The sequence below is a fragment of the Paractinoplanes tereljensis genome, from assembly GCF_016862435.1.
GTDB lineage: Bacteria > Actinomycetota > Actinomycetes > Mycobacteriales > Micromonosporaceae > Actinoplanes > Actinoplanes tereljensis.
Genome location: NZ_BOMY01000009.1, coordinates 158,901 through 183,228, shown reverse-complemented (window position 1 = coordinate 183,228; position 24,328 = coordinate 158,901). Strand labels below are relative to the sequence as shown.

Sequence of the window (24,328 nt, the reverse complement as noted above, 5' to 3'; positions counted from 1 at the left end):
ATCCTTCCCGGTCAGGGTCGGGCAAATTGCCGAGTACCACTCGGCTCACCGTGGGAGGCAGCCCGATGATCGTGCCCGGTTACCGGGACCATCCGACCGAGCCGTGGGACCCGGCCGCACCGGTCGATCCCGCCGAGGCCGAGGATTTCCTCCGCCGCTGCTACGTCGAGAACCCCCGGCTCGGGCCGGTCGAACCCCGACTCGCCATCGTCCGCGCCCAGGTCGCCGCGACCGGCACCTACGTGCACACCACCGACGAACTCGGCTACGGCGCCAAGCTGGCCTGGCGCAACGCGAGCCGCTGCATCGGCCGGCTCTACTGGCGCAGCCTGATGGTCCTGGACCGGCGCCGGGCCCGGACCGCCGACCAGATCTACTCGCTGCTCGTGCATCACCTGCTGGCCGCCGGCACCAGCCAGCTCCGGCCGGTGATCAGCATCTTCCCGGCGGCGCAGCCCGGCCAGCCCTACGCCCGGGTGTGGAACGAGCAGCTGATCCGGTACGCGGGCTATCGCGGCGAGGACGGCCGGACCATCGGCGACGCCCGGCAGCTCGATTTCACCGACGCGGTGCGCGGCCTCGGCTGGCGGGGCAAGGGCGAGCACTTCGACGTGCTCCCGCTGGCGATCGAAACCCCGACCGACGGGGTACGCCTTTACGAGCTGCCCGAGCGTGCGGTGCGCGAGGTGCCCATTGCCCACCCCGAGTACGGCTGGTTCGCCGAGCTGGGACTGCGCTGGCACGCCGTACCGGCCATCTCCAGCATGCGCCTGTCCATCGGCGGCGTGCACTACCCGCTCGCGCCGTTCAACGGCTGGTACATGGGCACTGAAATCGGCGCCCGCAACTTCGCCGACGCCGACCGCTACGACATGATCCCCACCGTGGCCGCCCGGCTGGGCCTGGACACCAGCAAGGAGTCCACGCTCTGGCGGGACCGGGCGCTGCTCGAGCTCAACCGGGCCGTGCTGTGGAGTTTCGAGAAGGCCGGCGTGAAGATGTCCGACCACCACACCGAATCGCAGCGGTTCATGGCCCACCTGCGCAACGAGGAGAAGGCCGGCCGCCCGGTGCCGGCCGACTGGTCGTGGATCGTCCCGCCGATGTCCGGCGGCATCACCCCGGTGTTCCACAAGTACTACGAGGAGATGGATCTCAAGCCGGCGTTCTATCTGGACAGTGATCGTTGTCCCTACGGCCACGGTTAAGATGCGGGATGACTTCGTTCATCTCGCACACCACGGTCGACTGCTCGGACGCCTACGCGTTGTCCAAGTGGTGGGAGAAGGTTCTCGACTACGTCGAGAACCCGGAGGACCCCAACCTGCCCGGCCACGAGGAATGCCCGATCAGTAAGCGGGACGGGTCGCACACGGTGCTGTTCATCGAGGTGCCGGACGCCAAGGCCGGCAAGAACCGGATTCACTTCGACCTGCGGCCGGTCGAGGGCACGCGGGACGAGGAACTGGCCCGGCTCATCGACCTCGGCGCCAAGCCGGTCGATGACCTGCGTAATCCGGACGGCGGCGGCTGGGTCACGCTCACCGACCCGGAGGGCAACGAGTTCTGCATCCTGCGCGGCCAGGCCGAGTTGGCGGCCTAGGCGAACTCGTTCACCGCGAAATCGTCGCGGTGGCGCCACGAATCGGGCGTACGGACGTGGTCGGCGCGCACCCACTTGAGCAGCTTGTGGGAGAACTCGGCGGCCGGTATCCGGCCGGCCGCCCGCACCACGTACCCCTCCGAGGCTGATTGATCGCGTTGCGCGGCCCAGGCGGCGCGAGCCTCGGAGAGGCTCCCGCCGCGGTACAGCACCGGGACCACCGGCAGCTCCAGCCGGCGCGCCCAATCGACCGTGTCGTCCCAGCCCAGCAGGGTGTCCGTCTCGTCCCAGATGCCGAACACGATGAACACGCCCGGCAGGTCGCAGTAGGCGATGCTGCGCCGGGCCCACATCGATTCGCCGCACACCCGCCAGTCGTCCGGGATGCGGTAGGCCGTCATCGCCCACAGCGCCTTGGCCGGCCGGTCCCACGGCTGTGTGCCGGAGTCGGGGGACCGGCCGTACATGGCGTCGCGGGTGAAGGTCAGGTTGCCGCCGTCGAGCTTTTCCGTCACCACCAGCTCGCCGTCCAACCAGGACAGATCGCGCTGCACCTTGTCGTCATCGGTCGCACCGGGCGAATCGGGCAGGTGGTAGGTGCGTGGGTACTTCAACGTCAGAAGTCTCCCTCCGCAACCTGGAACACGGTGAGGCCGAGCGCCCGCCACATACGTACCACCTGCTGGCGGTCGTCGAAAACCCCGGAGATCCGCCATCTGTCCCGGATTTGGAGATCGAAGATCTCCCGCTTCACGATCGCGTCCTTGCGGCTGTCCCCGGCCGGCCGCATGAACAGTGCCGAATACGGCACATCGACGTAAAGCGCCAGCCACGCCTCGGTCTCGGCCCGGCACTCCTCGTCCCGGCCCGAGCAGAACACGATCGCGTAACCGGCCGCGTGCATCGCCCGCACCGCCGCGATGACCGACGGATTGGGCGCGTCCTCGCCGACCCGCGACCAGTCGTAGGGGCTACGGCCGGTCATCAGCGCGACCGTGCCGTCGATGTCCACCAGCACCGCCTCGGGCAGCGCCGGATCGGGCTGGTAGACCAGACCAGGACCGCCCGGTTCAACGAACGGCACCGGCAGCGGAAGGTTGCGGCCGGCCAGATAACGCTGATGCATCCTTCGGATGCCTTCCTCGCCGACCCGCTCATCCTCGGGACGTTCGGTGTCGCGCCGCAGGCATTCCTCCAGCGGTACGTCGGTGAAGTCGTGCACCTCGAAGGTCGCGGAGTGCCGGGCGGCCAGTTCGGCCCACTCGCGCACGGTCTTGGACCGCAGGTTGGTGTCGTCGACGATCACATCGGCGTGCGCCCGCAGCAGCGCCTCGACCGCGGCCCGCTGTGCGTGCGTCACCTGCGCCTCGGCCCACTGCGTGAAGAGCCGGTCGCCGTGCAGCATGCGCCGCAGGTCGTCCCGGTTGACCCGGACCACCCGGGGTTGCAGCTTCTTGGCAAAGGTGGTCTTGCCGGACGCCGGCAGCCCCCGGGTGATCAGCAGTCTCGTCATTCCTCAGTCACCTTGGTCCCGTGCGGCGTGCGATCGCCCTCCGGCCGGGCCTGCTGCCACAGGCTCGGACGGTAATCCTTGTCGTCGAGCCGCAGGAACAGGGCGCCCCGGTGTTCGCTGCGCACCGCCGCGGCTGCGAACTCCTTGCGGCCCCAGCCATCCGGCAGTTCGGCCAGGATCGCGGCGAAGGCGGCCTCGATCGCCGTCGCCCGCTCCTCGACCGCGGCCGTGAGCTCCGCGGCGACGCCGCGGACCCACGGATGAAATTCCTCCGGGAGAGGCTCGAGCATGGCGTCCAGGTCGCCGTCGTTGATCATGACTTCCCAGACGGTACGGGCGGTGAGCCCGGTGACCAGGCGGTGCAGCCGGACGTACTCGGCGTACTTGATCTTCACCCGCTGGTCGGCCTCGAGGAAGTGCACGACCAGCCCTTCCCGGCCGTCGCGCGGCTCGGCGGCGAGCGCGTCGGCGAAGGTCGGATAGTCGAACGACTCGATGACCGGCCCCGGCCAGTCCGGCACCGCCTCCGGCCCGTGGCTGCGCCCGGTCGCGATGTCGACCGCCCCGAGCAGCACGAGGTCGTCCAGCCCGGCGTAGTCGACCACGATCCGGTTTCCCGGGTAGATGATCTCGACCAGCACGGTGAGGCCCGATGGCGGGACAAATCCGGCATAGCGCGCGTTGAGCAGTTCGGTCGCGTGCTTTGCCTGATCCGAGGTGAACGAACCGCGGGTGGCTACGGCCAGACGGTTCCCGTCATGGAAGAGGATCCCGAGTGACCCGTCCGCTTTGTCAGTCACGCGGACCTTTGTCCCGGTCTCGATTTTCGGCGCATTTGGCTCGTTATGGTTAAAAAATTTGCACAGCGGGCGCGCGACGACCTGACCGGACTCGTCGACGATCAAGCCGCGGCAGGCGAGGGTGACCGGACTCCAAGCGCCCAGATACTGGCACGCCTCGGTGTAGTTGTAGATCACCAAGGGCCGGGTGGGGTGACGCTGCAGTCGGACGAGTCCGGTTTCGACCGCAGTGGCCAGTTCGACCGGGTCAAGGACGTCGGCGAGCAGCGTCATGGTGCCTTACCTTCCAGGTGGGGAATGCCGTGAGGGCCGCTCACGTTATCGACACCGGACCGGGAAAGTCGCCTCGATTTCGCCTCGGGGAACGTCACATGGCAGACTGGTCCATCGGCCACGGTTCCGGTTCACGCCCGAGCCCACCGTCCTAGCGGGGCGGCGCGGTGCTGACAGCGACCCGGCGACCACACAATGAGAGGGACCGAGAAACATGAAGACTGGCATCCACCCGGAGTACACGGCCACCGAGGTCATCTGCTCCTGCGGCAGCACCTTCACCACCCGCAGCACCGCCAAGGGCGACGAGATCCGCGTCGAGACCTGCAGCGCCTGCCACCCGTTCTACACCGGCAAGCAGCGCGTGCTGGACACCGCGGGCCGGGTTGCGAAGTTCCAGGCCAAGTACGCCAAGGTGAACGCGGCCAAGAAGAAGTAACTGCTTCAACGACGCCCGCACCCCGATCACGGGGGCGGGCGTCGTTCGTGTCTTGGCCAAAAAAGGGGATGGCTGCTGTGGGCAACGACCGGCTGAACTCGCTTCTCGAGGAGTACGCGGACCTGGAGAAGCAGATGGAGGACCCCTCCATCCACGCGGACCAGGCCCTGGTGCGCCGGGTCGGTCGGCGTTTTGCGGAGCTTGCCCCGATCTACACGGCCAACGCCGAGCTCGAGGCGGCCCGGGGCGACCTGGCCGCGGCCAAGGAGCTCGCGGCCGAGGACCCGGCGTTCGCCGGCGAGGTCGAGGCGGTCGCCGCCACCCTGGCGCCGCTGGAGGAGAAGCTCGGCGAGATGCTGATCCCGCGCGATCCGCACGACGCCAAGGACGTGATCGTCGAGATCAAGGCGGGCGAGGGCGGCCAGGAGTCGGCGCTGTTCGCGGGCGACCTGCTGCGGATGTACACGCGTTACGCCGAGCGGCACGGCTGGGTCGTCGAGGTGATCGACTCGCAGGAGTCGGACCTGGGCGGCGTCAAGGACATCTCGGTGGCGGTCAAGACCAAGGGCGTGCCCGAGGGCGGTCACGGCGTCTGGTCCCGGCTCAAGTGGGAGGGCGGCGTGCACCGGGTGCAGCGCGTCCCGGTCACCGAGTCGCAGGGCCGCATCCACACCTCGGCGGCGGGCGTGCTGGTGCTGCCCGAGGCCGAGGACGTCGAGGTGCAGATCGAGCCGGGCGACCTGCGGATCGACGTGTTCCGCTCGTCCGGTCCGGGCGGCCAGTCGGTAAACACCACCGACTCTGCGGTGCGGATCACCCACCTGCCCACCGGCACGGTGGTGAGCTGCCAGAACGAGAAGTCGCAGCTGCAGAACAAGGAGTCGGCGATGCGCATTCTGCGCTCCCGGCTGCTGGCGATCGCGCAGGAGGAGGCGAACGCGGCGGCTTCCGACTCGCGCAAGGCCCAGGTGCGTACGGTGGACCGCTCGGAGCGGATCCGCACCTACAACTACCCGCAGAACCGGATCACCGACCACCGGATCGGTTACACCGCCTACAACCTCGACCTGGTGCTCGGCGGGGAACTGGACGCGGTGCTGGACGCGCTGGGCGAGGCCGACCGGCAGGCCCGGCTGGCCGGCGACACCGAGATCAGCCGGCGCCCGTAAGGACGCCGACGCCCAGGCGCTTGCGGGTCGCGGCCAGCGCCATCCGGGCGTGTTCCTTGCCGCCCCGAGGTGCGGCGCATCTACCTCGGCCTCTGATCGCCCTAGAGTCGACTCATGGCGACACCGCGAGTACGAGACGCTGAGCGCACCCGTGCGGAGATCATCGAGGTCGCCACGCACGAGTTCGCCGACCAGGGCTACGCCGGGGGCCGGGTCGACGAGATCGCCGCCAAGACGCGTACCACCAAACGCATGATCTATTACTACTTCGGTGGCAAGGAGGGTCTCTACCTCGCCGTGCTGGAGGGCGCCTACCGGCACATCCGGTCGCTGGAACAGCAGCTCGACGTCGACCACCTGGAACCGGTCGAAGCCCTGCGCCAGCTGGCCGAGCTCACCTTCGACCACCACGAGTCGCATCAGGACTTCGTCCGGCTGGTGGTGATCGAGAACATCCACTACGCCCGGCACCTGCAACGCTCGGAGTCCCGCGAGGTGCTGGCCGCGCCGGCCCTCGAGGTGCTGACCCGGATCCTCGAGCGCGGCCGGGCCGCCGGGATCTTCCGCGACGACCTCGACCCGCTCGACGTTCACATGATCATCAGCGCGTTCTGCGTCTTCCGGGGCGCCAACCGTTACACCTTCCGGACCATCTTCGACCGGGACCTGATGGACCCGGCCCGCCGCGCCGGCCTGCGCCGGATGATCGGCGACCTGGTCGTCGCGCACGCCACCGCGGTCAGCCGACAGCCGTGATGTCCAGGGCCATGCCCTGCGCGCCGGTCCGGACGCAGGCCAGGTAACCGGAGGCGGAGGTGCAGACGTCCTCGACCGTGAGCGGCGGGACGGTGCCGAGCGTGCGCTGGGTGCCGTCGGCCGGGTCGAGGGCGACGAGCGCGAGCCGGTCGGGCGGCTCGACGGCGGGACGCACGAACATCGGCGTGACGCCGGCGTCATGGGGATAGACCGTCCGCCCGACGACCGGCGCGCCGATCGTCCGGCCGGTGGCCGGGTCGGCCAGATGGCTGTCGCCGCTGATCGCGTCCCCGGTGACGATCATGCGATCGAGGCTGACCACGGTCAGGTCGCGCATCCCGGGCAGCCGCCACACCTCCTGGCCGGTGCGCGGGAGGTGACCGACGATCGCGCCGCCACCGATGCTGCACAGCAGGTTGCCGCAGGCCGTGAGGTATGCGGTGGGCTGGGTGGTGTTCCACAGCCGGCGGAGGTTCGCCGGGTCGTACACCGCCGTGTCCGAGCTGTTCTGCAGATCGCGCATGACCACCAGGTAGGGCCCGGCGGGCATCAGCGTGAGGGTGCCCTCGGCGCTTACCCGGGTGCTTCGCCGCAGGTGCCCGGTGGCGTAGTCGTAGATGCTGATCAGGCCGTTCTCGGTGGCGGTGGCTATCGCCACGGTGCGGTCGCCATCGAGGATCGGGGTCCACGACGGTGCGGCCGGCACCGGGCGGCTCCAGACCTCGGTGCCGTCGGCGAGCCGGATCTGCCGCAGCCGGGTGGTGCGGGCCTGCTCGTCGTGGTCGGTGATCAGCAGGGTGCCGCCGTCCCCGGACGAGTAGGCCTCGCCGCTGATCCGCCACCGCTCGTCGCCGGTGGCCGCGTCCAGGGCGATCGTGGTGTGCACCGTCTGGTAGTAGTACCGGGAGCCGTCCGCCTCCTCCTGCGAGATCATCACCGGGTCGGCCGGAACCAGCAGCAGACCGCCGGCCAGGCGCGGTCGCGGGTCGCCGAGCTCGGCCCCGGCCGGCACGCTCCACCGCAGCTCACCGGTGGTCAGCTGGTAGGCCGAGATCTTGTTGTCGAGCCGGGTGAGATAAACGGTGTCGTCGGACAGCGACCACGACTCACCCTGACGCAGCGGGGTGGTCCACAGCTGGCGCACGCCGGACGACGCGGCCGGGGCCGCGCCCGCCAGCACCAGCACCCCGACCACACTGAGCACGGCGAGCGCGAGCCGCCGGAGCCGGGAGATGTCGACCGGCACCGAGGGGGTGACCGCCTCCTCGGTGATCTCGCCCAGGTCGATGATCGTCATCAGCCGACCGCCGTGACCGTGAATTCGTTGTCCTGGTAACAGCCCAGGTAGTGGGCGAGTTGCTGGCAGCGGTCGACCACCAGGCCCGGGATCGCGCCGAGCAGGTCGCGCCGGCCGGTGGCCAGGTCCCACCGGGTGACCGCGGTGCCGCCGACCGGCTCCTGGGTGGCTCGCAGCACGATCAGGAACTCGTCCGGCTCGGCGTTCCAGACCGTCGCGCCCTCGCCCGTCGCGCCGACCGCGCGCCCGGTCTCCGCGTCGATCATCAGCTGCCCGTTGCCGGCCAGCTCGATCACCACCCGGTCGGGGCCGGCCGTCCAGGTGCCGGCGCCGGCCTGGGTCCAGCGCATCCGGCCGGTCGCCGGGTCGTACCCGGTCAGGTTGTCGCCGTCGTTGAAGCAGATGCCGGTGCCGCAGGGGAACGCGTAACCGCGGTCGGTGCCGGTGATCCGCCACGCCTCGGCCAGGGTGTCGAGGCGGTACACGGTCATCTCGGACCGTTCCTGGCGGGCGCGGTTCACCACCAGATAGTCCCCCGCCGCGGCGATGTTGTTGAACTCGCCGCGTTCCTCGTCGACCGGGTCCCACCGGACGCGGGCCTGGGCCAGCTGAGCGCCGTCGGCGAACCGGAGCACGTTGATGAGCCCGTTCGGACCGACCATGATGACCTTTCCGGGCGCGATGGCCAGGGATTCGACGCCGGGAGTGTCCCGGCTCCAGATCGCCCGCGGGGCGCCCGGTTCGAGCCCGATCAGCCGCACCCGGGTGTAGACCCGGTCGGTGGTGTACTCGATCATCAGCGCGGTTCGGCCGTCGATCATCGTCGGCTCGCCCGGTGCGGTCCACCGCACCTCGCCGGTGCGGGTGTCGAGCGCAGTGGTGGCCTGGCTGACGACGCCGGGGCGGCCGCCGTCGCTGCCGTCCGACATCGTCGGGTCGACCGACATCAGGAGCAGGCCGGCCTGCTCGGCGAGCTGGGTGTAGCCGAGCGTCCCATCCAGCTTGGTCTCCCACCGGACCGCCCCGGTGGCCAGGTCGTACGCGCTGATCCGGGCCTCGCCCGCGGTGACCCGTTGCAGGTAGACGGCGTCGGTGCCGAACGTGGTGCCGTCGCCCTCGGCGGTCGGCACGGTCCACAGCGGACGGACGGCGGGTGGGCTGCCCCGGGTCGAACCGGCCGCGCCGAACAGGCAGAGCAGCAGGGCGAGAGCGACCCCGGCCCGGCGGAGCAGATGGTGACTGAACTCGGTGCCCGGCTCGGCTTCGGGCGCCGAGTCGATCTCACCAAGTTCGATCGTGGTCATCTCGTGGGCGTGCGATTCGCGGCCGCGGCGGCCAGCGCGGCGCTGAGCGTGCGCCCGTTGGTGCCCACCTCGGACCAGCCGGCCGCCAGCCCGATCGGCGTGCCCGGCACCAGCACCTGCCAGTTCTCCGCGTTGGTGGCGGCCGAGATGCGGCGGGACACCTCGGCGGCCTGCGCGGTGCCGGCGCCCGGCAACAGCACCACGAACTCGTCCCCGGCGAACCGGGCCACGAAGTCGCCGCGGCGCATGACCCGGTTGAGCACCCCGGCGATCCGCTGCAGCACCAGGTCGCCGCAGTGCCGGCCGTGCCGCACGTTGACCGCGGTGAAGCCGACCAGGTCGCAGACGCCGATCGCGGCCCGCTCGCCGCGTTCCAGCATCGCGTTCACGTAGCGTTCCAGCTGGCGGCGGTTGGGCAGGCCGGTCAGCGGGTCGGTGAGCATCTCGTCGCCGTAGCGGTCGGCGTCGCGCTGGGTCTCCTGGGCGTCCAGCCGGGCCGCGACGCCGTCGAGGTAACCGTCCCGCAGCCGGTCGATGCGCTGGACGGCGAGGCGGAATGCGTACCGGTCGGCGGCGTGCGCGGCCGCGTGGTCGCCGGCTGCGGCGTGGCAGATGCTGCGCAGCCGGGCCGGTTCGGCGGCGCCCAGGATCTCCGGCGAGACCGGCACCGCGTCCAGCATGGAAAGTGCCTGCTGCGGGCGGCCGGCCGCGATGCGCAGGCAGACGTGGCCGAGGTGATGCAGGTCGCGGGTGCGGACGCTGTCGCCGCCGCCGGTGAGCCACTGCAGGGCGTTGGCCTCGGTCTCCTCACCGAGCGCGGCCCGGCGGGCGAGGGCGTAGCCGTAGGCTGCCCGGCTGCCCGGCCGCATCTGGTCGGCGCCGATCGCCACGTAGCGGGAGAGCTCGGCGTCGATGTCGCGCAGCACTCGCAGGCAGCCGTCGGTGTCGCCCTGGTGGTCGAGCGAGACCGCGTTGCGCAGCCGGATGCCGGGCGCCGCGAAGATCTCCGGGGCCAGGCCGACCGCCGCGCCGACCTGCCGGGCCTGCTCGATGGCGGTCAGCGCGTGCCCGTGGAAACCCAGATAGGAGTAGGCCATCGCGAGGTCGTGCCAGCCCCAGGCGGTTTCCCGGTCGCTCTCCCGCACCGCGGCCAGCGCCCGGGACGCCTGCACCAGGTGGGTGACGCCACGGTCCAGATTGCTCTGCAGGTGCGCGCCGAGCGCCGCGAACGCGTGCATCTGACCACGCAGATAGGGGTCGGGGATCTCGCGGACCGCGTTGGCCGCGACCGTCATCGCGGTGGACAGCTCGGCGATGCGACCCAGGTTGATCATCGCGCCGAAGCGCTGAATCAACGCGTACGCCCTGGTGTGGGGGTCGATGGCGGTGGACAAGACCTCGTCGAGGATCGGCAGGGCCTCGGCAGACCGCCCGTTCTGTTGCAGGTGGCCGGCCCGCTTCAGCTCCTCGACGTTTTCAGGGAGCTGGTCCAACCAACTCACCGGGCGCCTCCCACGCGTGTCGCGCGTCGATGCACCGACCCGGCCGGTCGGCGTCGCACGTGACGATTGATGATTATGCCGTGGACCCGGACGACGAACACCCCTCCCGACCTTTGGTATCGAAAGCACTCGCCGCGGCGGCCGCTGAGCTCGCGGCGGCCGGCGTGCCATCACCCCGGGTCGATGCCGAGCTGCTGGCCGCGCACGTGCTGGAGATCCCGCGTGGCCGGCTGCTTCTGATCGAGGCGATGCGCCCGGAGGAACTGCGCCGATTCACCGCGCTGGTGGCCGAGCGGGCTCGCCGGATTCCGCTGCAGCACCTGCTCGGCACGGCCGCGTTCCGGCATCTGGAACTGTCGGTCGGCGACGGCGTCTTCATCCCCCGCCCGGAGACCGAACTGCTGGCGGGCTGGGGCATCGACCGGACGGCGCCGGGCGCCGTCGCGGTCGATCTCTGCAGCGGGACCGGCGCCATCGCGCTTTCGCTGGCCGACGAGACAAAGGCCGCCGAGGTGTACGCCGTGGAGCGGTCCCCGATCGCGCTGTCCTACCTGCGCCGCAACGCGGCCGGGTTCCCGTCGGTGCGGGTGGTCGAGGGCGACGTCACCGACCCGGCCCTGCTCGCCGACCTGGCCGGCCGGGTTGACCTGCTGCTCTGCAACCCGCCCTACGTTCCGGACGGCACCCCGGTGCCGCCCGAGGTCGCCGACCACGATCCGGCCGAAGCGGTTTTCGGCGGCGCCGACGGCCTGTCGGTGATCCGACCGGTCATCGAGCTGGCCGCGAGCCTGCTGAAATCCGGGGGACATGTCGGAATTGAGCACGATGATGTGCACGGTTCCGCCGTCCCGGCAATCCTCCGCGCGGACGGCCGGTTCACCGAGGTGACCGCCCACGAGGACTTCACCGGGCGCCCGCGCTTCGCGACCGCCCGCCGCACCTGATCGGTATCGGCAATCACATGGCAGACTGCACGGTGTGATGCTCTACGACTGCCGTACCACCGCGGACCGCGATCGCGGCATCGCTGCCGCCATCGAGGCGGTCAAGAGCGGCGAGCTCGCGGTGATGCCCACCGACACGGTGTACGGCATCGGCGCTGATGCGTTCACCCCGCACGCGATCACCGCGCTGCACCACGCGCGCAGTGTCACCAACCAGGTGCCCCCGCCGGTGCTCGTCGGTTCCCGGCACACCCTGGACGGCCTGGTCTACTCGCTGCCCCGGGCGGCCCGCGAGCTGGCCGACGCGTTCTGGCCGGGCGCGCTCACCCTCTACGTGGAGCATTCGCCCAGCCTGCAGTGGGACCTCGGCGACACCGGCGGCCGCATCGCGGTGCGGATGCCGCTGCACCCGGTCGCGCTCGAGGTGCTGCGCGAGGTCGGCCCGATGGCGGTGACCACCGCCAACAAGGTCGGTCAGCCGGCGCCCACCACCGCCGAAGAGGCCCGCGACCAGCTGGAGTACGCGGTGCGGGTCTATCTGGAGGCCGGTCCGGCGCACGATCCGGCACCGAGCACGATCGTCGACGTTAGCGGCGACGTCCCCCGGGTATTGCGGGCCGGTGCGATCCCCTTCGAGAAACTGCAAGACGTGGTCCCCGAGCTGTTAGCGCCGGAGGCCTGAGGTGGAGCCGTTCACCGTCCTGCACGTGTGTATGGGCAACATCTGCCGCTCCCCGATGGCCGAGCGGCTGCTCGCCCGGGCTGTGCGCGACCGGGCCGGCGCCGAGGGCGACCAACTGGTGCGCAGCGTCAGCGCCGGCACCGGCGGCTGGCACGAGGGCGAGGAGATGAACCCGCCGGCGGCCCGCCAGGTGCGCTCCCGCGGTGGTTCGACCACCGGCTTCGAGGCCCGCAAGCTGCGCGGTGACTTCATCGACGAGGCTGACCTGATCTTCACGGCCACCGCCGATCAGTACGACTACGTGGTGGCCCTGCGCCCCGACGCGGCCGACCGCACGTTCGTGATGGGCGAGTTCGGCCGGCTGGCCGGCGCGGTCGACCAGTCCGCCCTCCCGGCCGTCGACGGCAAGCCCGACTCGGTGCACGCCCGCGGCGTCGCCATCGTCGAGGCGGTGCACGCGCTGCGCGGCTCCGACGGCCCGCAGCCCGGCGACGACCTGGACGACCCGTGGGGTCGCGGCGACCAGACGTTCCAGCGCATCGGCGACGAGATCGAGGACACCACGGTCCCGTTCGCCAAACTGCTCCTCCCGTGACCGGTCGGATCGCCCAGCCCGACGACGCCGGTATCGCCGAGGCGGTCGCCCTGCTGCGCGCCGAGTCGGTGGTCGCCTTTCCCACCGAGACGGTCTACGGCCTGGGTGCCGACGCGTTCTCGCACCGGGCGGTCGGCGAGATCTACCGGCTGAAGAACCGCCCCTCCTGGAACCCGCTGATCGTGCACGTGGCAACGGTCGAGGCAGCGCGTGAACTGGCGGCCGACTGGCCGATAAATGCCGAAAAATTGGCGGCGGCATTCTGGCCCGGGCCGCTGACCCTGGTGGTTCGGCGGGCGGAGCATCTGACCGGGGTGGGCGCCGACAACGACACCATCGCGCTGCGCATCCCCGCGCACGTGGTGGCGTTGCGCCTGCTCGCCGCGAGTGGGTTGCCGCTGGCCGCGCCGAGCGCCAACCGCTCCGAGGGCATCTCGCCGACCACCGCCGAGCACGTGCTGCGCAGCCTGCCGGACGTGCCGCTGGTGCTGGACGGCGGCCCGAGCTCGTGGGGCATCGAGTCGACCGTCCTGGACCTGACCACCGGCGTGCCCACCCTGCTGCGGCCGGGCGCGCTGGCCCTGCGCGCGCTGCGCGACGTGACCGGCGCGATCGCCCTGCGCGACACCGAGACCGTCGACGGCACCGCCCGGCCCTCGCCCGGCATGAGCAAGCGGCACTACGCGCCCCGGGCCACCCTGATCCTGGCCAAGGACGTGCGTGACGTCGAGGTCGACGGCCCGGCCGGGGTGCTGACCTACGAGGGCGCCGACCTGCCGGGCGCCGAGATCCTGTCGGCCGACCCGCGCGAGTACGCCGCCGACCTGTACGCCGCCCTGCACCGGCTGGACGACTCGGGCGTCCCCACCATCCTGGTCCAGGAGCCCCCGCAGACCGAGGACTGGCTGGCCGTCCGCGACCGGCTGGGCCGGGCCGCGGCTAGGACAGACCTTAAATAGCTTTCTCGGCCCCGGACGCGATGTTGCGGGCCATCCCCTTGAAGACGACGCCGTGGAACGGCAGCACCGACGTCCAGTACGCGTGCCCGGCCAGCCCCCGTGGCAGGAAGACGGCCCGCTGCCGGTAGACGCTGTGCCCGTCGCCGTCCGCGCTCGCGGTCATCTCCAGCCAGGCGCGTCCCGGCACCCGCATCTCGGCCCGCAGCCGCAGCAGCGAGCCCGGCACGATCTCCTCGACCCGCCACCAGTCCAGCGCCTCGCCGACCCGCAGCCGATGCCGGTCGCGCCGGCCGCGGCGCAGTCCGACCCCGCCGACCAGCTTGTCCAGCCAGCCCCGCACCGACCAGGCGAGCGGGAACGAGTACCAGCCGTTCTCCCCGCCGACCCCCTCGATGACCCGCCACAGCGACTCGACCGGGGCGTGCACCTCCTGGCAGCGTTCGTCGACGTAGACGCTGCCGCCGGACCAGTCCGGGTCGCTGGGCAGCGGCTCGGCCGCCGCGTCCCGGCCGGCCGCACTCGACCAGCGGGTCTCCACGTCCGCGTTGCGGACCTTGAGAAGCGCGAACCGGACCGCCTCGTCGAACCCGAGCGGTTCCTCCTCCGGCGCGTACTCGGCGATGTCGTTCTCGGCCGCCACCGCCTCGTGCACCAGGCTGGCGACAAGTGGGCGGGCGATCGCGTTCGGCACCGGCGTGACCAGGCCGACCCAGAACGCCGACAGCCACGGGCTGAGCACCCGGGTCGGCACGATGATCCGGGGGCGCAGGCCGGCCACCTTCGCGTACCGCATCATCATGTCGGCGTAGGTGAGCACGTCCGCGCCGCCGATGTCGAAGGCCCGGTTCAGCCCGGCCGGCATGGTCGCGGCCGCGACCAGGTAGCGCAGCACGTCGCGCACCGCGATCGGCTGGATCCGGTTGCTGACCCAGCGCGGGGTGACCATGGCCGGCAGCCGCTCGGTGAGGTAGCGCAGCATCTCGAACGACGCCGAGCCGGACCCGATGATCACCGGGGCACGCAGCACGATCGCCGGCACTCCGCTGTCCAGCAGGATGCGGGCCACCTCGGTGCGCGACCGCAGGTGCGCCGACGCCCGCTCGCCCGGCGGCGGTTCCGGGCCGCCCAGGTAGATGATCCGGCGCACGCCGGCCTCCCGGCAGGCGGCCGCGAAGTTCTCGGCGCCGCGCCGGTCGAGCTCCTCGAAGTCGCGCCGGCCCAGCGAGTGGACCAGGAAGTAGGCGACCTCGATTCCGTCCAGGGCGGCGGTCAACGAGGAGGGGTCGGCCAGATCGCCCTCGGCGATCTCCACCCGGCCGGCCCAGGGTGCGTCGCGAAGCCGGGCCGCGGAGCGCGACAGACACCGCACCTCGTGTCCCGCCGCGAGCAGCCGGGGCGTCAACCGGCCGCCGATATAGCCGGTCGCACCGGTTACCAAGCAGCGCATAACCGAAGTGTGCCCGCTAGCAGGGTGCTTTACGCCATATGCTCGATTCTGGCATCGCGGCCTATGGGGGAGGGCACGTGGACACGTTCTGGGGCCCGGACTTCGTGTCGCTTGAGCGCGACGATCCGGAGATCGCCCATGTCCTCCTCGACGAGTTGGACCGCCAGCGCGGCGGTCTCCAGCTGATCGCGAGCGAGAACTTCACCTCGCCGGCCGTGCTGGCCGCGCTCGGCTCGACCCTCAACGACAAGTACGCCGAGGGCTACCCCGGCCATCGCTACTACGGCGGGTGCGCTCAGGCCGACCGGGCCGAGGAACTCGCGGTCGACCGGGCCAAGCGGCTGTTCGGGGCCGAGCACGCCAACGTGCAGCCGCACTCGGGGACGGCGGCCAACCTGGCGGCGTTCGCGGCACTGGCCGAGCCGGGCGACACCGTGCTGTCCATGGAGCTGTCGCACGGCGGGCACCTCACCCACGGCAGCCGGGTCAACTTCTCCGGGAAGTGGTTCCATCCGATCGGCTACCGGGTCGACGCGGACACCGAGGAGATCGACTACGACGAGGTGCGGGACCTGGCGCTCGCGCACCGGCCCAAGCTGATCATCTGCGGTGCCACCGCCTATCCCCGGATGATCGACTTCGCCCTGTTCCGGGAGATCGCCGACGAGGTCGGTGCCTATCTGCTGGTCGACGCCGCGCACTTCATCGGCCTGGTGGCCGGGCACGCGGTGCCGTCCCCGGTGCCGTACGCCGACGTGGTCACCTGCACCACCCACAAGGTGCTGCGCGGACCGCGCGGCGGCATGATCCTCTGCCGGGCCGAGCTGGCTCAGCGGGTCGACAAGGCGGTCTTCCCGTTCAGCCAGGGCGGTCCGATGATGCATGCCATCGCGGCCAAGGCGGTCGCCTTACGCGAGGCGTCCGGTCCGGCCTTCCAGGCGTACGCCCGGCAGGTTGTCAGCAACGCGCGGGCGCTCGCCGCGGCGCTGTCCGACGACGGCATCCGGCCGGTCGCCGGAGGCACCGACACCCACCTGGTGCTGGCCGACCTGCGCGAGCTCGGTGTCACCGGGAAGGCCGCCGAGGAACGCTGCGAGCTGGGCCGGATCACCCTGAACAAGAACGCGATCCCGTTCGATCCGCAGCGGCCGGCGGTGGCGTCCGGCATCCGGGTCGGGACCCCGTGCGCGACCACGCAGGGCATGCGGGAGGCTGAGATGCGGCGGGTGGCCGGGCTGATCGGCATCGCGGTGCGCAGTGATCCGGGCACCGCGGCCGGTGCGAGCCGGCTCGCCGACGTGGCTGACGAGGTGCTGGAGCTGGTCCGGCGGTTCCCGGCCTACGCCCGACAGGAAGTGATGGCTTGACGAACTCCCAGCCCAACGGTGCCGAACCGGCGGTGACTCTCCCCGGCGTACCGAAGCAGGGTTTTGATTATTCGGACGACGACCGGCCGTTGCCGGACCTCCCGCCGCTGCCCGCGGATCCTCGTTGGCGGGTGGCGCACCTGCCGTTCCTGAGTGCGGTGTCGGCGGCGCTGGTGCTGTGTGCCGCGTCGGCCGGATTTTTCGCCGGCGGAGCCGCGTCCGCGCTCGGAGCCGCGCTCGGCGTCCTGATCGTGGTGGTCAGTTACACGATGTCGACGCTGGTGATCGCGTGGGCGGACACCGTGCGGCCGGCGCTGCTGATGCCGCTGGCGCTGTTGACCTACGTCGTTAAGTACACCGTGCTGGGTGTTGTCCTGGTCTACGGTATTTCTACCGATTGGACCGGAAAAGCGGCGCTCGGTTGGGGCGTCGTGGCCGGCGTGGTGGTGTGGACTGCGGTGCAAGCGTGGTGGTTCACCGCGATCCGTCGCCCGAAGTGATCTATCGCACCGCGTTTTACCTCGGCAAACGCCCCATTCGTGGTTTGTTGACCACGAAACGGTGATGTGAACGGTCGGGTCATGTCCGGTTATGGCAGAGGGGGAGTACCGTGTCGTTCCAGTTGCGTGACCCCTGACGCCTGGACAACCTCGGTTGTGCGGGGGGTCTCGCTTAGCCTCGTGTTACCTCCTGATATCGTTCGGGCCGTCATGGCCGGTCAGGAACCTTCCAAAAATCCCCGTGGTGACGACGCCGATAACCCCCCCGACACGGGAATGGGCATGACGGCCGTCGCGTACCTCATCTCGGGCATGTTGGTGTGGGGCGGGATCGGTTGGCTGGTCGACCGTTGGGTCGGAACCAGCGGCATCTTCGCCGGAATCGGTGCGGTTCTAGGGATCGGCGGCGGTGTCTACCTCATAGTGCGCCGCCTTGGCGTCTGACAGGAAAGGGCTACGGTGACCGGTCAGTCGATCGTCCTCGCAGCGGATGTTCCGTTCCCGCCGAGTGTCGAGGACTTCTACCTGCCCAGCATCCTGCCGTGGGCCGAGCACGACAACTACTGGTTTACCAAGATCACCGCGCTGGTCTGGCTGAGCGCTGCGCTGATCATCATTTTCTTCCTGGTGTCATACCGGAAGCCCCAGCTCGTGCCGACCAAGAAGCAGTGGTTCGCGGAGAGCATTTACGGCTTCGTGCGGAACAACATCGCGATCGAGATGATCGGCCCGCGCGGGGTTAACTTCGCGCCGTACCTCACCACGTTGTTCTGCTTTATTTTGCTGAACAACTTCTGGGGCATCGTGCCGTTCGTGCAGATCTCGCCGAACTCGCATATCGCCTTCCCGGCATTCCTCGCGGTAATCAGCTACGTGATGTTCATCGCGGTCGGCGTCCGTCAGCACGGTGTCGTGAAGTACCTCAAGACCGCGCTCATCCCGCCGGCGCCGTGGTTCATTCTGCCGCTGCTGATTCCGATCGAGTTCTTCTCGAACTTCCTGGTCCGGCCGTTCTCGCTCGCCGTCCGTCTCTTCGCCAACATGTTCGCCGGCCACATGCTGTTGCTGGTGTTCACGCTCGGCGGTTTCGCGATGCTGAACGCGAATGCGTGGTTCGCGCCGTTCTCGGTCGTCTCCTGGGTGATGACGATCGCGCTGACCTTCCTCGAGTTCCTGGTGATCTGCCTCCAGGCCTACGTCTTCACCGTGCTCACCGCGAGCTACGTCCAGGGCGCGCTCGCCGACGAGCACTGAGCTTGGGTTTTTCCGCAACACCCCGTTTGTCGTCCCGCGTGAAAATCACGCGAGATACCAGGAGGAACTAAGAAATGGCACTCGCCGAAGTTGTTGGTAGCACCGCTGCTATCGGTTACGGTCTCGCCGCTATCGGCCCGGGTATCGGTGTCGGTCTGGTCTTCTCGGCCTACATCCAGTCGACCGCCCGCCAGCCGGAGTCTTCCCGTCTGACCCTGCCGTACGTCTGGATCGGCTTCGCCGTCGTCGAGGCGCTCGCGCTGCTCGGCATCGCGTTCGGCTTCATCTGGGCCGGCTAGACCCACCCTTTAAGCCTCTCTGGGAGGTCTAAATGATCAACACAATTCTGGCTGAGGCCGCCGCCGAGACCGAGCACAACCCGATCATCCCGATCTGGCAGGAGATCGTCCTCGGGTCGATCGCCTTCATCGTTCTCGTCGTCGTGCTCACGAAGTTCGTCTTCCCGCAGATGGAGAAGACCTTCGCGGCGCGGGTCGACGCGATCGAGGGTGGCATCAAGCGCGCCGAGGCCGCTCAGGCCGAGGCGAACGAGCTGCTCGAGCAGTACCGTGCGCAGCTCGCCGAGGCCCGCACCGAGGCCGCTCGCATCCGCGACGAGGCTCGGGCCGACGCCGAGGGCATCCGGCAGGACGTCCTCAACAAGGCTCGCGAGGAGTCCGACCGGATCATCTCGGCCGGGCGCGAACAGCTCGCCGCGCAGCGCGAGAGCATCGTGCGTGAGCTGCGGTCCGAGGTGGGCACGCTCGCTGTCGACCTGGCCAGCAAGATCGTCGGAGAGTCTCTCGCCGACGAGGCTCGCAGCCGCGGCACCGTCGAGCGGTTCATCGCCGACCTCGACTCGGCCGGCACGACCGGCGGGCGGCGCTGATGGCGTCGAGCGTCAGTCAGCAGGCCTACAACGAGGCCGTGACGAAGCTCGAGTCCGAGACCGGCACGGCCACGGCCGCGCAGCTGGCCACGGTTGCCGACGAAATTCTGTCGGTGGCCGGCCTGCTGCGGGCCCAGCCCCGGCTGCGCCGGGCGCTGACCGACCCGTCGCGGCCGAGCGCCGACCGGGGCGAGCTGCTTCGCTCGCTGCTGACCAGCAAGCTGGCCGCGGCGACCGTGGCCACCCTGGTCTCGCTCGCGTCCGGTCGCTTCTCGCGGCCGGCCGACCTGCTGGACGCTACCGAGCGTCTCGGCGTGGAGGTCGTTCTCCGTTCCGCGGAGAAGGCCGGCAAGCTGGCCGACGTCGAGGACGAGCTGTTCCGTTTCGGGCAGATCGTCGGAGGCAGTGCCGAGCTGGCCGTCACGCTGAGTGACCCGGGTGCGCCGGCCGGGCGTCGGGCTAAGCTCGTGGAGGACTTGCTGAAGGGCAAGTCCCAGCCGGCGACGGTTCGGCTCGTCGAGGTTGCCCTCGAGGGGTTCGGCGGGCGGGGCTTCGAGGCCTCGCTGACCAGGCTGGTCGAGCTGACCGCCGCGAAGCGCGACCGCGAGGTTGCCTACGTGACGGTGGCCAAGCCGCTGGGCGATGCCGATGAGCAGGCTCTGTCCGGGAAGCTGGCCGAGATCTACGGGCGGCCGGTCTCGCTGCAGGTCGTGGTTGATCCCGCGATCATCGGCGGGGTTCGCGTCCGGGTCGGCTCCGACCTCTACGACGGCACGATCCTGCGCCGGCTCAACGCAGCCAAGCAGGCGTTCGCTAAATAGTTCTTTCCCCTCGGTCCGCGGCGACGTGTGAATCGAGAAGGCCCCTCGGCGGCGGCGACGTCCCGAGCTAGACAGAGAAGGCAGAGGATGGCCGAGCTGACCATCTCCTCGGACGAGATCCGGGGGGCGCTAGAGCGCTACGTCTCGTCCTACACGCCCGAGGTCTCCCGCGAGGAGGTCGGCATCGTCTCCGATGCGGGCGACGGTATCGCGCACGTCGAGGGCCTGCCCTCGACGATGGCGAACGAACTACTGGAGTTCGAGGACGGCACGCTGGGTGTTGCCCTGAACCTCGACGTCCGCGAGATCGGCGCCGTGGTTCTCGGTGACTTCGCCGGCATCCAGGAGGGTGGCCAGGTCAAGCGCACCGGCCGCGTCCTCTCGGTGCCGGTCGGCGACGCCTTCCTCGGTCGGGTGGTCGACCCGCTGGGCCGGCCCATCGATGACCGTGGCGACATCGCCAACGAGGGCTTCCGCGAGCTGGAGCTGCAGGCGCCGAACGTCATGGCGCGGCAGCCGGTGAAGCAGCCGCTGCAGACCGGCATCAAGGCGATCGACGCCATGACGCCGATCGGCCGTGGCCAGCGCCAGCTGATCATCGGCGACCGCAAGACCGGTAAGACCACGGTCGCGATCGACACGATCATCAACCAGAAGGCCAACTGGGCCTCCGGCGACCCGGAGAAGCAGGTCCGCTGCATCTACGTCGCGATCGGCCAGAAGGCGACCACCATCGCCTCGATCAAGGGCACCCTGGAGGAGCAGGGGGCGATGGAGTACACCACCATCGTCGCCGCCCCCGCCTCGGACCCGGCCGGCTACAAGTACATCGCGCCGTACACCGGCTCGGCCATCGGCCAGCACTGGATGTACGCGGGCAAGCACGTCCTGATCGTCTTCGACGACCTGACCAAGCAGGCCGAGGCCTACCGCGCGGTGTCGCTGCTGCTGCGCCGCCCGCCGGGCCGCGAGGCGTACCCGGGTGACGTGTTCTACCTGCACTCCCGGCTGCTCGAGCGTTGCGCCAAGCTCTCCAACGAGCTGGGTGGCGGCTCGATGACCGGTCTGCCGATCATCGAGACCAAGGCCAACGACATCTCGGCCTACATCCCGACCAACGTCATCTCGATCACCGACGGCCAGATCTTCCTGGAGACCGACCTGTTCGCCTCGGGTGTCCGCCCGGCGATCAACGTCGGCACCTCGGTGTCCCGGGTTGGCGGCTCGGCGCAGGTCAAGGCCATGCGCTCGGTCTCCGGCCGGCTCCGCCTCGACCTCGCTCAGTTCCGTGAGCTGGAGGCGTTCTCGGCGTTCGCGTCTGACCTGGACCGGGCTTCCCGGGCCCAGCTGGACAAGGGCGTTCGCCTGGTCGAGCTGCTCAAGCAGCCGCAGTACTCTCCTTACTCGGTGGTCGACGAGGTCATCGTGATCTGGGCGGGCACCACCGGCCAGCTCGACGACATCCCGGTCGGCGACGTGCGTCGCTTCGAGGCCGAGTTCCTGCCGTGGATCAAGCGGCACCGCTCGGACACCTACACGGCGATCGACTCGACCGGTCAGCTCAACGACGACAACCTGGAAAGCCTGAAGTCCGGCGTGGACGAGTTCAAGGAGCTCTTCAAGCAGGGCGACACCGGCATCCGGATCAACGAGCCCGAGGCGGCGGCCCTGGCCGACGGCCGTGAGACCCGCGAGACGGTGACCCGCGAGGTCAGCCGTAGCGGCGACGACGGCGACCAGTAGCCATGGCCGGTCAGGTACAGGCCCTCCGGCGGCGCATCCGCACCGTCCGGTCGACTAAGAAGATCGCCAAGGCGCAGGAGCTGGTTGCGACCAGTCGCATCGCCAAGGCCCAGGAGCGGGTGGCCGCCTCCAAGCCGTACGCGGAGGCGATCACCGAGGTCCTGACCGCGCTGGCGTCCAACGCGAGCATCGACAACCCGCTGCTGGTCCCGCGTGAGCGGGTCCGGCGGGCGGGCGTCCTGCTGATCACCAGCGACCGCGGTCTGGCCGGCGCCTACAACGCCAACGCCATCCGCACCGCCGAGCAGCTGATCCAGCGGCTCAAGGCGGACGGTAAGGACGCGGTGCTGTACGTCGTCGGGCGCAAGGGTGTCGGCTACTACCGGTTCCGCAACCGGCCGATCGAGACCAGCTGGACCGGTTTCTCCGAGCGTCCGTCCTTCGCGGACGCGAAGAAGATCGGTGACGCGCTGCTGGAAGCGTTCATCGCCGGTGCGGACGACACCGACACGCACTACGGTCCGGACGGCATTCTGGGCGTCGACGAGTTGCACATCGTCAGCACCCAGTTCAAGTCGCTCATGACCCAGAGCGCCGAGGCGCACTTCCTGGCCCCGATGCAGGTCGAGGAGCGCGAGGTCGAGGCCGGTCTGCGCCCGGCGTACGAGTTCGAGCCGGACGCCGACGAGCTGCTCGACGCGCTGCTGCCGAAGTACCTCAACACGCGGATCTACGCGGCGTTGCTGTCCTCGGCGGCCAGCGAGTCGGCATCCCGGCGGCGGGCGATGAAGAGCGCGTCGGACAACGCGGACGACCTGCTCAAGCGGTACACGCGCGAGATGAACTCCGCGCGGCAGGCTGCGATCACCCAGGAAATCAGTGAGATCGTCGGCGGCGCCAACGCGCTGGCCGCGGCGGGAAGTGATGTGTGATGACTGCTGTTGCTGAGCCCACCAAGACGGAGACCGGCGTCGGCCGCGTCGTCCGGGTCATCGGCCCGGTCGTCGACGCCGAGTTCCCCCGCGACGCCATGCCCGAGATCTACAACGCGCTGCACGTGGAGGTGACCCTTTCCGAGGGCACCAAGCGGCTGACCCTGGAGGTTGCCCAGCACCTGGGTGACAACCTGGTCCGCGCCATCTCGATGCAGCCGACCGACGGCCTGATCCGGGGCGCCGAGGTCACCGACACCGGCGGCCCGATCTCGGTGCCCGTCGGCGACGTGACCAAGGGCCACGTGTTCAACGCCCTCGGCGAGGTGCTCAACGTCGACCCGTCGACGCTGAACATCACCGAGCGCTGGGGCATTCACCGCAAGCCCCCGGCCTTCGCCGACCTCGAGCCGAAGACCGAGATGCTGGAGACCGGCATCAAGGTGCTCGACCTCCTGGCGCCGTACGTTCGCGGTGGCAAGATCGGCCTGTTCGGCGGTGCCGGCGTGGGCAAGACGGTGCTCATCCAGGAGATGATCATCCGGGTTGCCCGTAACTTCGGTGGTACCTCGGTGTTCGCCGGCGTGGGTGAGCGCACCCGCGAGGGCAACGACCTCATCCTGGAGATGGAGGAGGGTGGCGTTCTCGACAAGACCGCCCTCGTCTTCGGCCAGATGGACGAGCCGCCGGGCACCCGTCTCCGAGTGGCCCTCTCCGCGCTGACCATGGCGGAGTACTTCCGGGACGTCCAGAACCAGGAGGTGCTGCTCTTCATCGACAACATCTTCCGGTTCACCCAGGCCGGCTCCGAGGTCTCCACCCTGCTCGGTCGCATGCCGTCGGCCGTGGGTTACCAGCCCACGCTGGCCGACGAGATGGGCGAGCTGCAGGAGCGCATCACCTCGGTCCGGGGCAAGGCCATCACCTCGCTCCAGGCGATCTACGTGCCCGCCGACGACTACACCGACCCGGCGCCGGCCACCACGTTCGCCCACCTGGACGCGACCACCAACCTCGAGCGGTCGATCTCCGACAAGGGCATCTACCCCGCCGTGGACCCGCTGGCCTCCAGCTCGCGGATCCTCGCACCGGAATACGTCGGTGCCGAGCACTACGCGGTCGCCCGTGAGGTGCAGCGAATCCTGCAGAAGTACAAGGACCTGCAGGACATCATCGCCATCCTCGGTATGGACGAGCTGTCCGAGGAAGACAAGGTCACGGTGCAGCGGGCTCGCCGCATCGAGCGCTTCCTCTCGCAGAACACCTACGCCGCCGAGCAGTTCACCGGCGTTCCCGGCTCGACGGTCCCGCTGAAGGAGACCATCGAGGCGTTCAAGAAGATCAGCGAGGGCGAGTACGACCACTTCCCCGAGCAGGCCTTCTTCATGTGCGGTGGCCTCGAGGACCTCGAGAAGAACGCGCACGAGCTCATGAAGGGCTGACCCTTCCTGCGACAAATGAGCCGCGCCCACCGTCAGGTGGGCGCGGCTCATCGCGTTTCCCGCGCTTCGCACGGGCGTTAGGGCTTTCGCGGCCTAG

At 69.8% G+C, this 24,328-nt stretch carries 26 protein-coding genes; 19 read left to right on the top strand and 7 right to left on the bottom strand.

Translation table 11 applies throughout. From position 1 onward, the window contains the following. Positions 1-65: 65 nt before the first annotated feature. Together Ate02nite_RS07565 and Ate02nite_RS07560 are read left to right on the top strand one after the other, a co-directional pair. The gene (locus tag Ate02nite_RS07565; protein WP_203801082.1) at positions 66-1,208 is read left to right on the top strand and encodes a nitric oxide synthase oxygenase; all 1,143 of its coding nucleotides are present in this window, start codon (positions 66-68) and stop codon (positions 1,206-1,208) included. An 8-nt stretch (positions 1,209-1,216) separates the two neighbouring features. Continuing rightward, positions 1,217-1,603 carry a VOC family protein gene (locus Ate02nite_RS07560; protein WP_203801079.1) on the top strand — a complete coding sequence of 129 codons (387 nt, stop codon included), beginning with the start codon at positions 1,217-1,219 and terminating at the stop codon, positions 1,601-1,603. Here the strand turns inward: Ate02nite_RS07560 and Ate02nite_RS07555 are convergent. The 3 genes from Ate02nite_RS07555 to Ate02nite_RS07545 are packed head-to-tail and all read right to left on the bottom strand — an operon-like array spanning position 1,600 to position 4,189. Continuing rightward, positions 1,600-2,217, bottom strand: coding sequence for an RNA ligase family protein (locus tag Ate02nite_RS07555; RefSeq protein WP_203801077.1), 618 nt, complete (start codon positions 2,215-2,217; stop codon positions 1,600-1,602). The two genes, Ate02nite_RS07560 and Ate02nite_RS07555, sit on opposite strands and share 4 nt — an antisense overlap. 2 nt (positions 2,218-2,219) lie before the next feature. Beyond that, the gene (locus Ate02nite_RS07550; protein ID WP_203801075.1) at positions 2,220-3,116 is read right to left on the bottom strand and encodes a phosphatase domain-containing protein; all 897 of its coding nucleotides are present in this window, start codon (positions 3,114-3,116) and stop codon (positions 2,220-2,222) included. After that, on the bottom strand, positions 3,113-4,189 hold the full coding sequence (locus tag Ate02nite_RS07545) for an RNA ligase (protein WP_203801073.1): 1,077 nt from the start codon (positions 4,187-4,189) through the stop codon (positions 3,113-3,115). Before Ate02nite_RS07545 ends, Ate02nite_RS07550 begins: the two co-directional genes overlap by 4 nt. Before the next feature lie 214 nt (positions 4,190-4,403). Between Ate02nite_RS07545 and rpmE the strand changes: the two genes are divergently transcribed. The 3 genes from rpmE (at position 4,404) to Ate02nite_RS07530 (ending at position 6,553) form a co-directional block, all read left to right on the top strand. Further along, positions 4,404-4,628: a 50S ribosomal protein L31 gene (gene rpmE / locus Ate02nite_RS07540; protein WP_203801071.1), complete on the top strand. Its 225-nt coding sequence runs from the start codon at positions 4,404-4,406 to the stop codon at positions 4,626-4,628. 77 nt (positions 4,629-4,705) lie between these two features. Then, positions 4,706-5,797 carry a peptide chain release factor 1 gene (gene prfA / locus Ate02nite_RS07535; RefSeq protein WP_203801055.1) on the top strand — a complete coding sequence of 364 codons (1,092 nt, stop codon included), beginning with the start codon at positions 4,706-4,708 and terminating at the stop codon, positions 5,795-5,797. Positions 5,798-5,911: 114 nt separating this feature from the next. Continuing rightward, entirely contained in the window at positions 5,912-6,553 is a 642-nt protein-coding gene (locus tag Ate02nite_RS07530; RefSeq protein ID WP_203801051.1) for a TetR/AcrR family transcriptional regulator, read from the top strand. Here Ate02nite_RS07530 and Ate02nite_RS07525 read toward each other — a convergent pair. The 3 genes from Ate02nite_RS07525 to Ate02nite_RS07515 are packed head-to-tail and all read right to left on the bottom strand — an operon-like array spanning position 6,537 to position 10,656. Then, the gene (locus Ate02nite_RS07525) at positions 6,537-7,850 is read right to left on the bottom strand and encodes an outer membrane protein assembly factor BamB family protein (protein ID WP_203801049.1); all 1,314 of its coding nucleotides are present in this window, start codon (positions 7,848-7,850) and stop codon (positions 6,537-6,539) included. The two genes, Ate02nite_RS07530 and Ate02nite_RS07525, sit on opposite strands and share 17 nt — an antisense overlap. Next, a complete protein-coding gene (locus tag Ate02nite_RS07520) occupies positions 7,850-9,154 on the bottom strand; it encodes an outer membrane protein assembly factor BamB family protein (protein ID WP_203801046.1) in 1,305 nt (434 codons plus the stop codon). The genes Ate02nite_RS07525 and Ate02nite_RS07520 overlap by 1 nt, the downstream gene beginning before the upstream one ends. Beyond that, entirely contained in the window at positions 9,151-10,656 is a 1,506-nt protein-coding gene (locus Ate02nite_RS07515) for a GGDEF domain-containing protein (protein WP_203801043.1), read from the bottom strand. Before Ate02nite_RS07515 ends, Ate02nite_RS07520 begins: the two co-directional genes overlap by 4 nt. A gap of 80 nt (positions 10,657-10,736) precedes the next feature. Here Ate02nite_RS07515 and prmC point away from each other — a divergent pair, with 80 nt between their 5' ends. From prmC to Ate02nite_RS07495, 4 genes are read left to right on the top strand one after another with little or no spacing between them, the layout of a single operon-like run. Beyond that, positions 10,737-11,600, top strand: coding sequence for a peptide chain release factor N(5)-glutamine methyltransferase (prmC, locus tag Ate02nite_RS07510; protein ID WP_438871161.1), 864 nt, complete (start codon positions 10,737-10,739; stop codon positions 11,598-11,600). Positions 11,601-11,637: 37 nt separating this feature from the next. Next, positions 11,638-12,282, top strand: coding sequence for an L-threonylcarbamoyladenylate synthase (locus tag Ate02nite_RS07505; RefSeq protein WP_203801216.1), 645 nt, complete (start codon positions 11,638-11,640; stop codon positions 12,280-12,282). A 1-nt stretch (position 12,283) separates the two neighbouring features. Further along, positions 12,284-12,877, top strand: coding sequence for an arsenate reductase/protein-tyrosine-phosphatase family protein (locus Ate02nite_RS07500; RefSeq protein ID WP_203801039.1), 594 nt, complete (start codon positions 12,284-12,286; stop codon positions 12,875-12,877). Then, positions 12,874-13,836, top strand: coding sequence for an L-threonylcarbamoyladenylate synthase (locus Ate02nite_RS07495; RefSeq protein WP_203801037.1), 963 nt, complete (start codon positions 12,874-12,876; stop codon positions 13,834-13,836). Before Ate02nite_RS07500 ends, Ate02nite_RS07495 begins: the two co-directional genes overlap by 4 nt. Here Ate02nite_RS07495 and Ate02nite_RS07490 read toward each other — a convergent pair. Next, a complete protein-coding gene (locus tag Ate02nite_RS07490; protein ID WP_203801025.1) occupies positions 13,829-15,283 on the bottom strand; it encodes an SDR family oxidoreductase in 1,455 nt (484 codons plus the stop codon). The two genes, Ate02nite_RS07495 and Ate02nite_RS07490, sit on opposite strands and share 8 nt — an antisense overlap. A gap of 77 nt (positions 15,284-15,360) precedes the next feature. Here Ate02nite_RS07490 and glyA point away from each other — a divergent pair, with 77 nt between their 5' ends. From glyA to atpD, 10 genes are all read left to right on the top strand, one after another. Continuing rightward, positions 15,361-16,650: a serine hydroxymethyltransferase gene (glyA, locus tag Ate02nite_RS07485; protein WP_239147196.1), complete on the top strand. Its 1,290-nt coding sequence runs from the start codon at positions 15,361-15,363 to the stop codon at positions 16,648-16,650. An 89-nt stretch (positions 16,651-16,739) separates the two neighbouring features. Continuing rightward, complete coding sequence (locus Ate02nite_RS07480) at positions 16,740-17,150, top strand: hypothetical protein (protein WP_203801201.1); 411 nt, start codon at positions 16,740-16,742, stop codon at positions 17,148-17,150. 210 nt (positions 17,151-17,360) lie between these two features. Beyond that, a complete protein-coding gene (locus tag Ate02nite_RS07475; RefSeq protein ID WP_203801020.1) occupies positions 17,361-17,594 on the top strand; it encodes an AtpZ/AtpI family protein in 234 nt (77 codons plus the stop codon). A gap of 15 nt (positions 17,595-17,609) precedes the next feature. Next, positions 17,610-18,404 (top strand): F0F1 ATP synthase subunit A, encoded by a 795-nt coding sequence (gene atpB, locus Ate02nite_RS07470; RefSeq protein ID WP_203801017.1) that lies wholly within the window; start codon positions 17,610-17,612, stop codon positions 18,402-18,404. A gap of 74 nt (positions 18,405-18,478) precedes the next feature. Next, positions 18,479-18,703: an ATP synthase subunit C-like protein gene (locus Ate02nite_RS07465; RefSeq protein WP_203801014.1), complete on the top strand. Its 225-nt coding sequence runs from the start codon at positions 18,479-18,481 to the stop codon at positions 18,701-18,703. A gap of 32 nt (positions 18,704-18,735) precedes the next feature. Further along, positions 18,736-19,293 (top strand): F0F1 ATP synthase subunit B, encoded by a 558-nt coding sequence (locus Ate02nite_RS07460; protein WP_203801011.1) that lies wholly within the window; start codon positions 18,736-18,738, stop codon positions 19,291-19,293. Continuing rightward, a complete protein-coding gene (locus tag Ate02nite_RS07455; protein ID WP_203801008.1) occupies positions 19,293-20,114 on the top strand; it encodes a F0F1 ATP synthase subunit delta in 822 nt (273 codons plus the stop codon). Before Ate02nite_RS07460 ends, Ate02nite_RS07455 begins: the two co-directional genes overlap by 1 nt. 87 nt (positions 20,115-20,201) lie before the next feature. After that, on the top strand, positions 20,202-21,857 hold the full coding sequence (atpA, locus tag Ate02nite_RS07450; RefSeq protein WP_203801005.1) for a F0F1 ATP synthase subunit alpha: 1,656 nt from the start codon (positions 20,202-20,204) through the stop codon (positions 21,855-21,857). Between the two features lie 2 nt (positions 21,858-21,859). After that, positions 21,860-22,789 (top strand): F0F1 ATP synthase subunit gamma, encoded by a 930-nt coding sequence (locus tag Ate02nite_RS07445; RefSeq protein WP_203801001.1) that lies wholly within the window; start codon positions 21,860-21,862, stop codon positions 22,787-22,789. Beyond that, positions 22,789-24,231 carry a F0F1 ATP synthase subunit beta gene (gene atpD, locus Ate02nite_RS07440; RefSeq protein ID WP_239147195.1) on the top strand — a complete coding sequence of 481 codons (1,443 nt, stop codon included), beginning with the start codon at positions 22,789-22,791 and terminating at the stop codon, positions 24,229-24,231. The genes Ate02nite_RS07445 and atpD overlap by 1 nt, the downstream gene beginning before the upstream one ends. Positions 24,232-24,328: the final 97 nt, after the last annotated feature.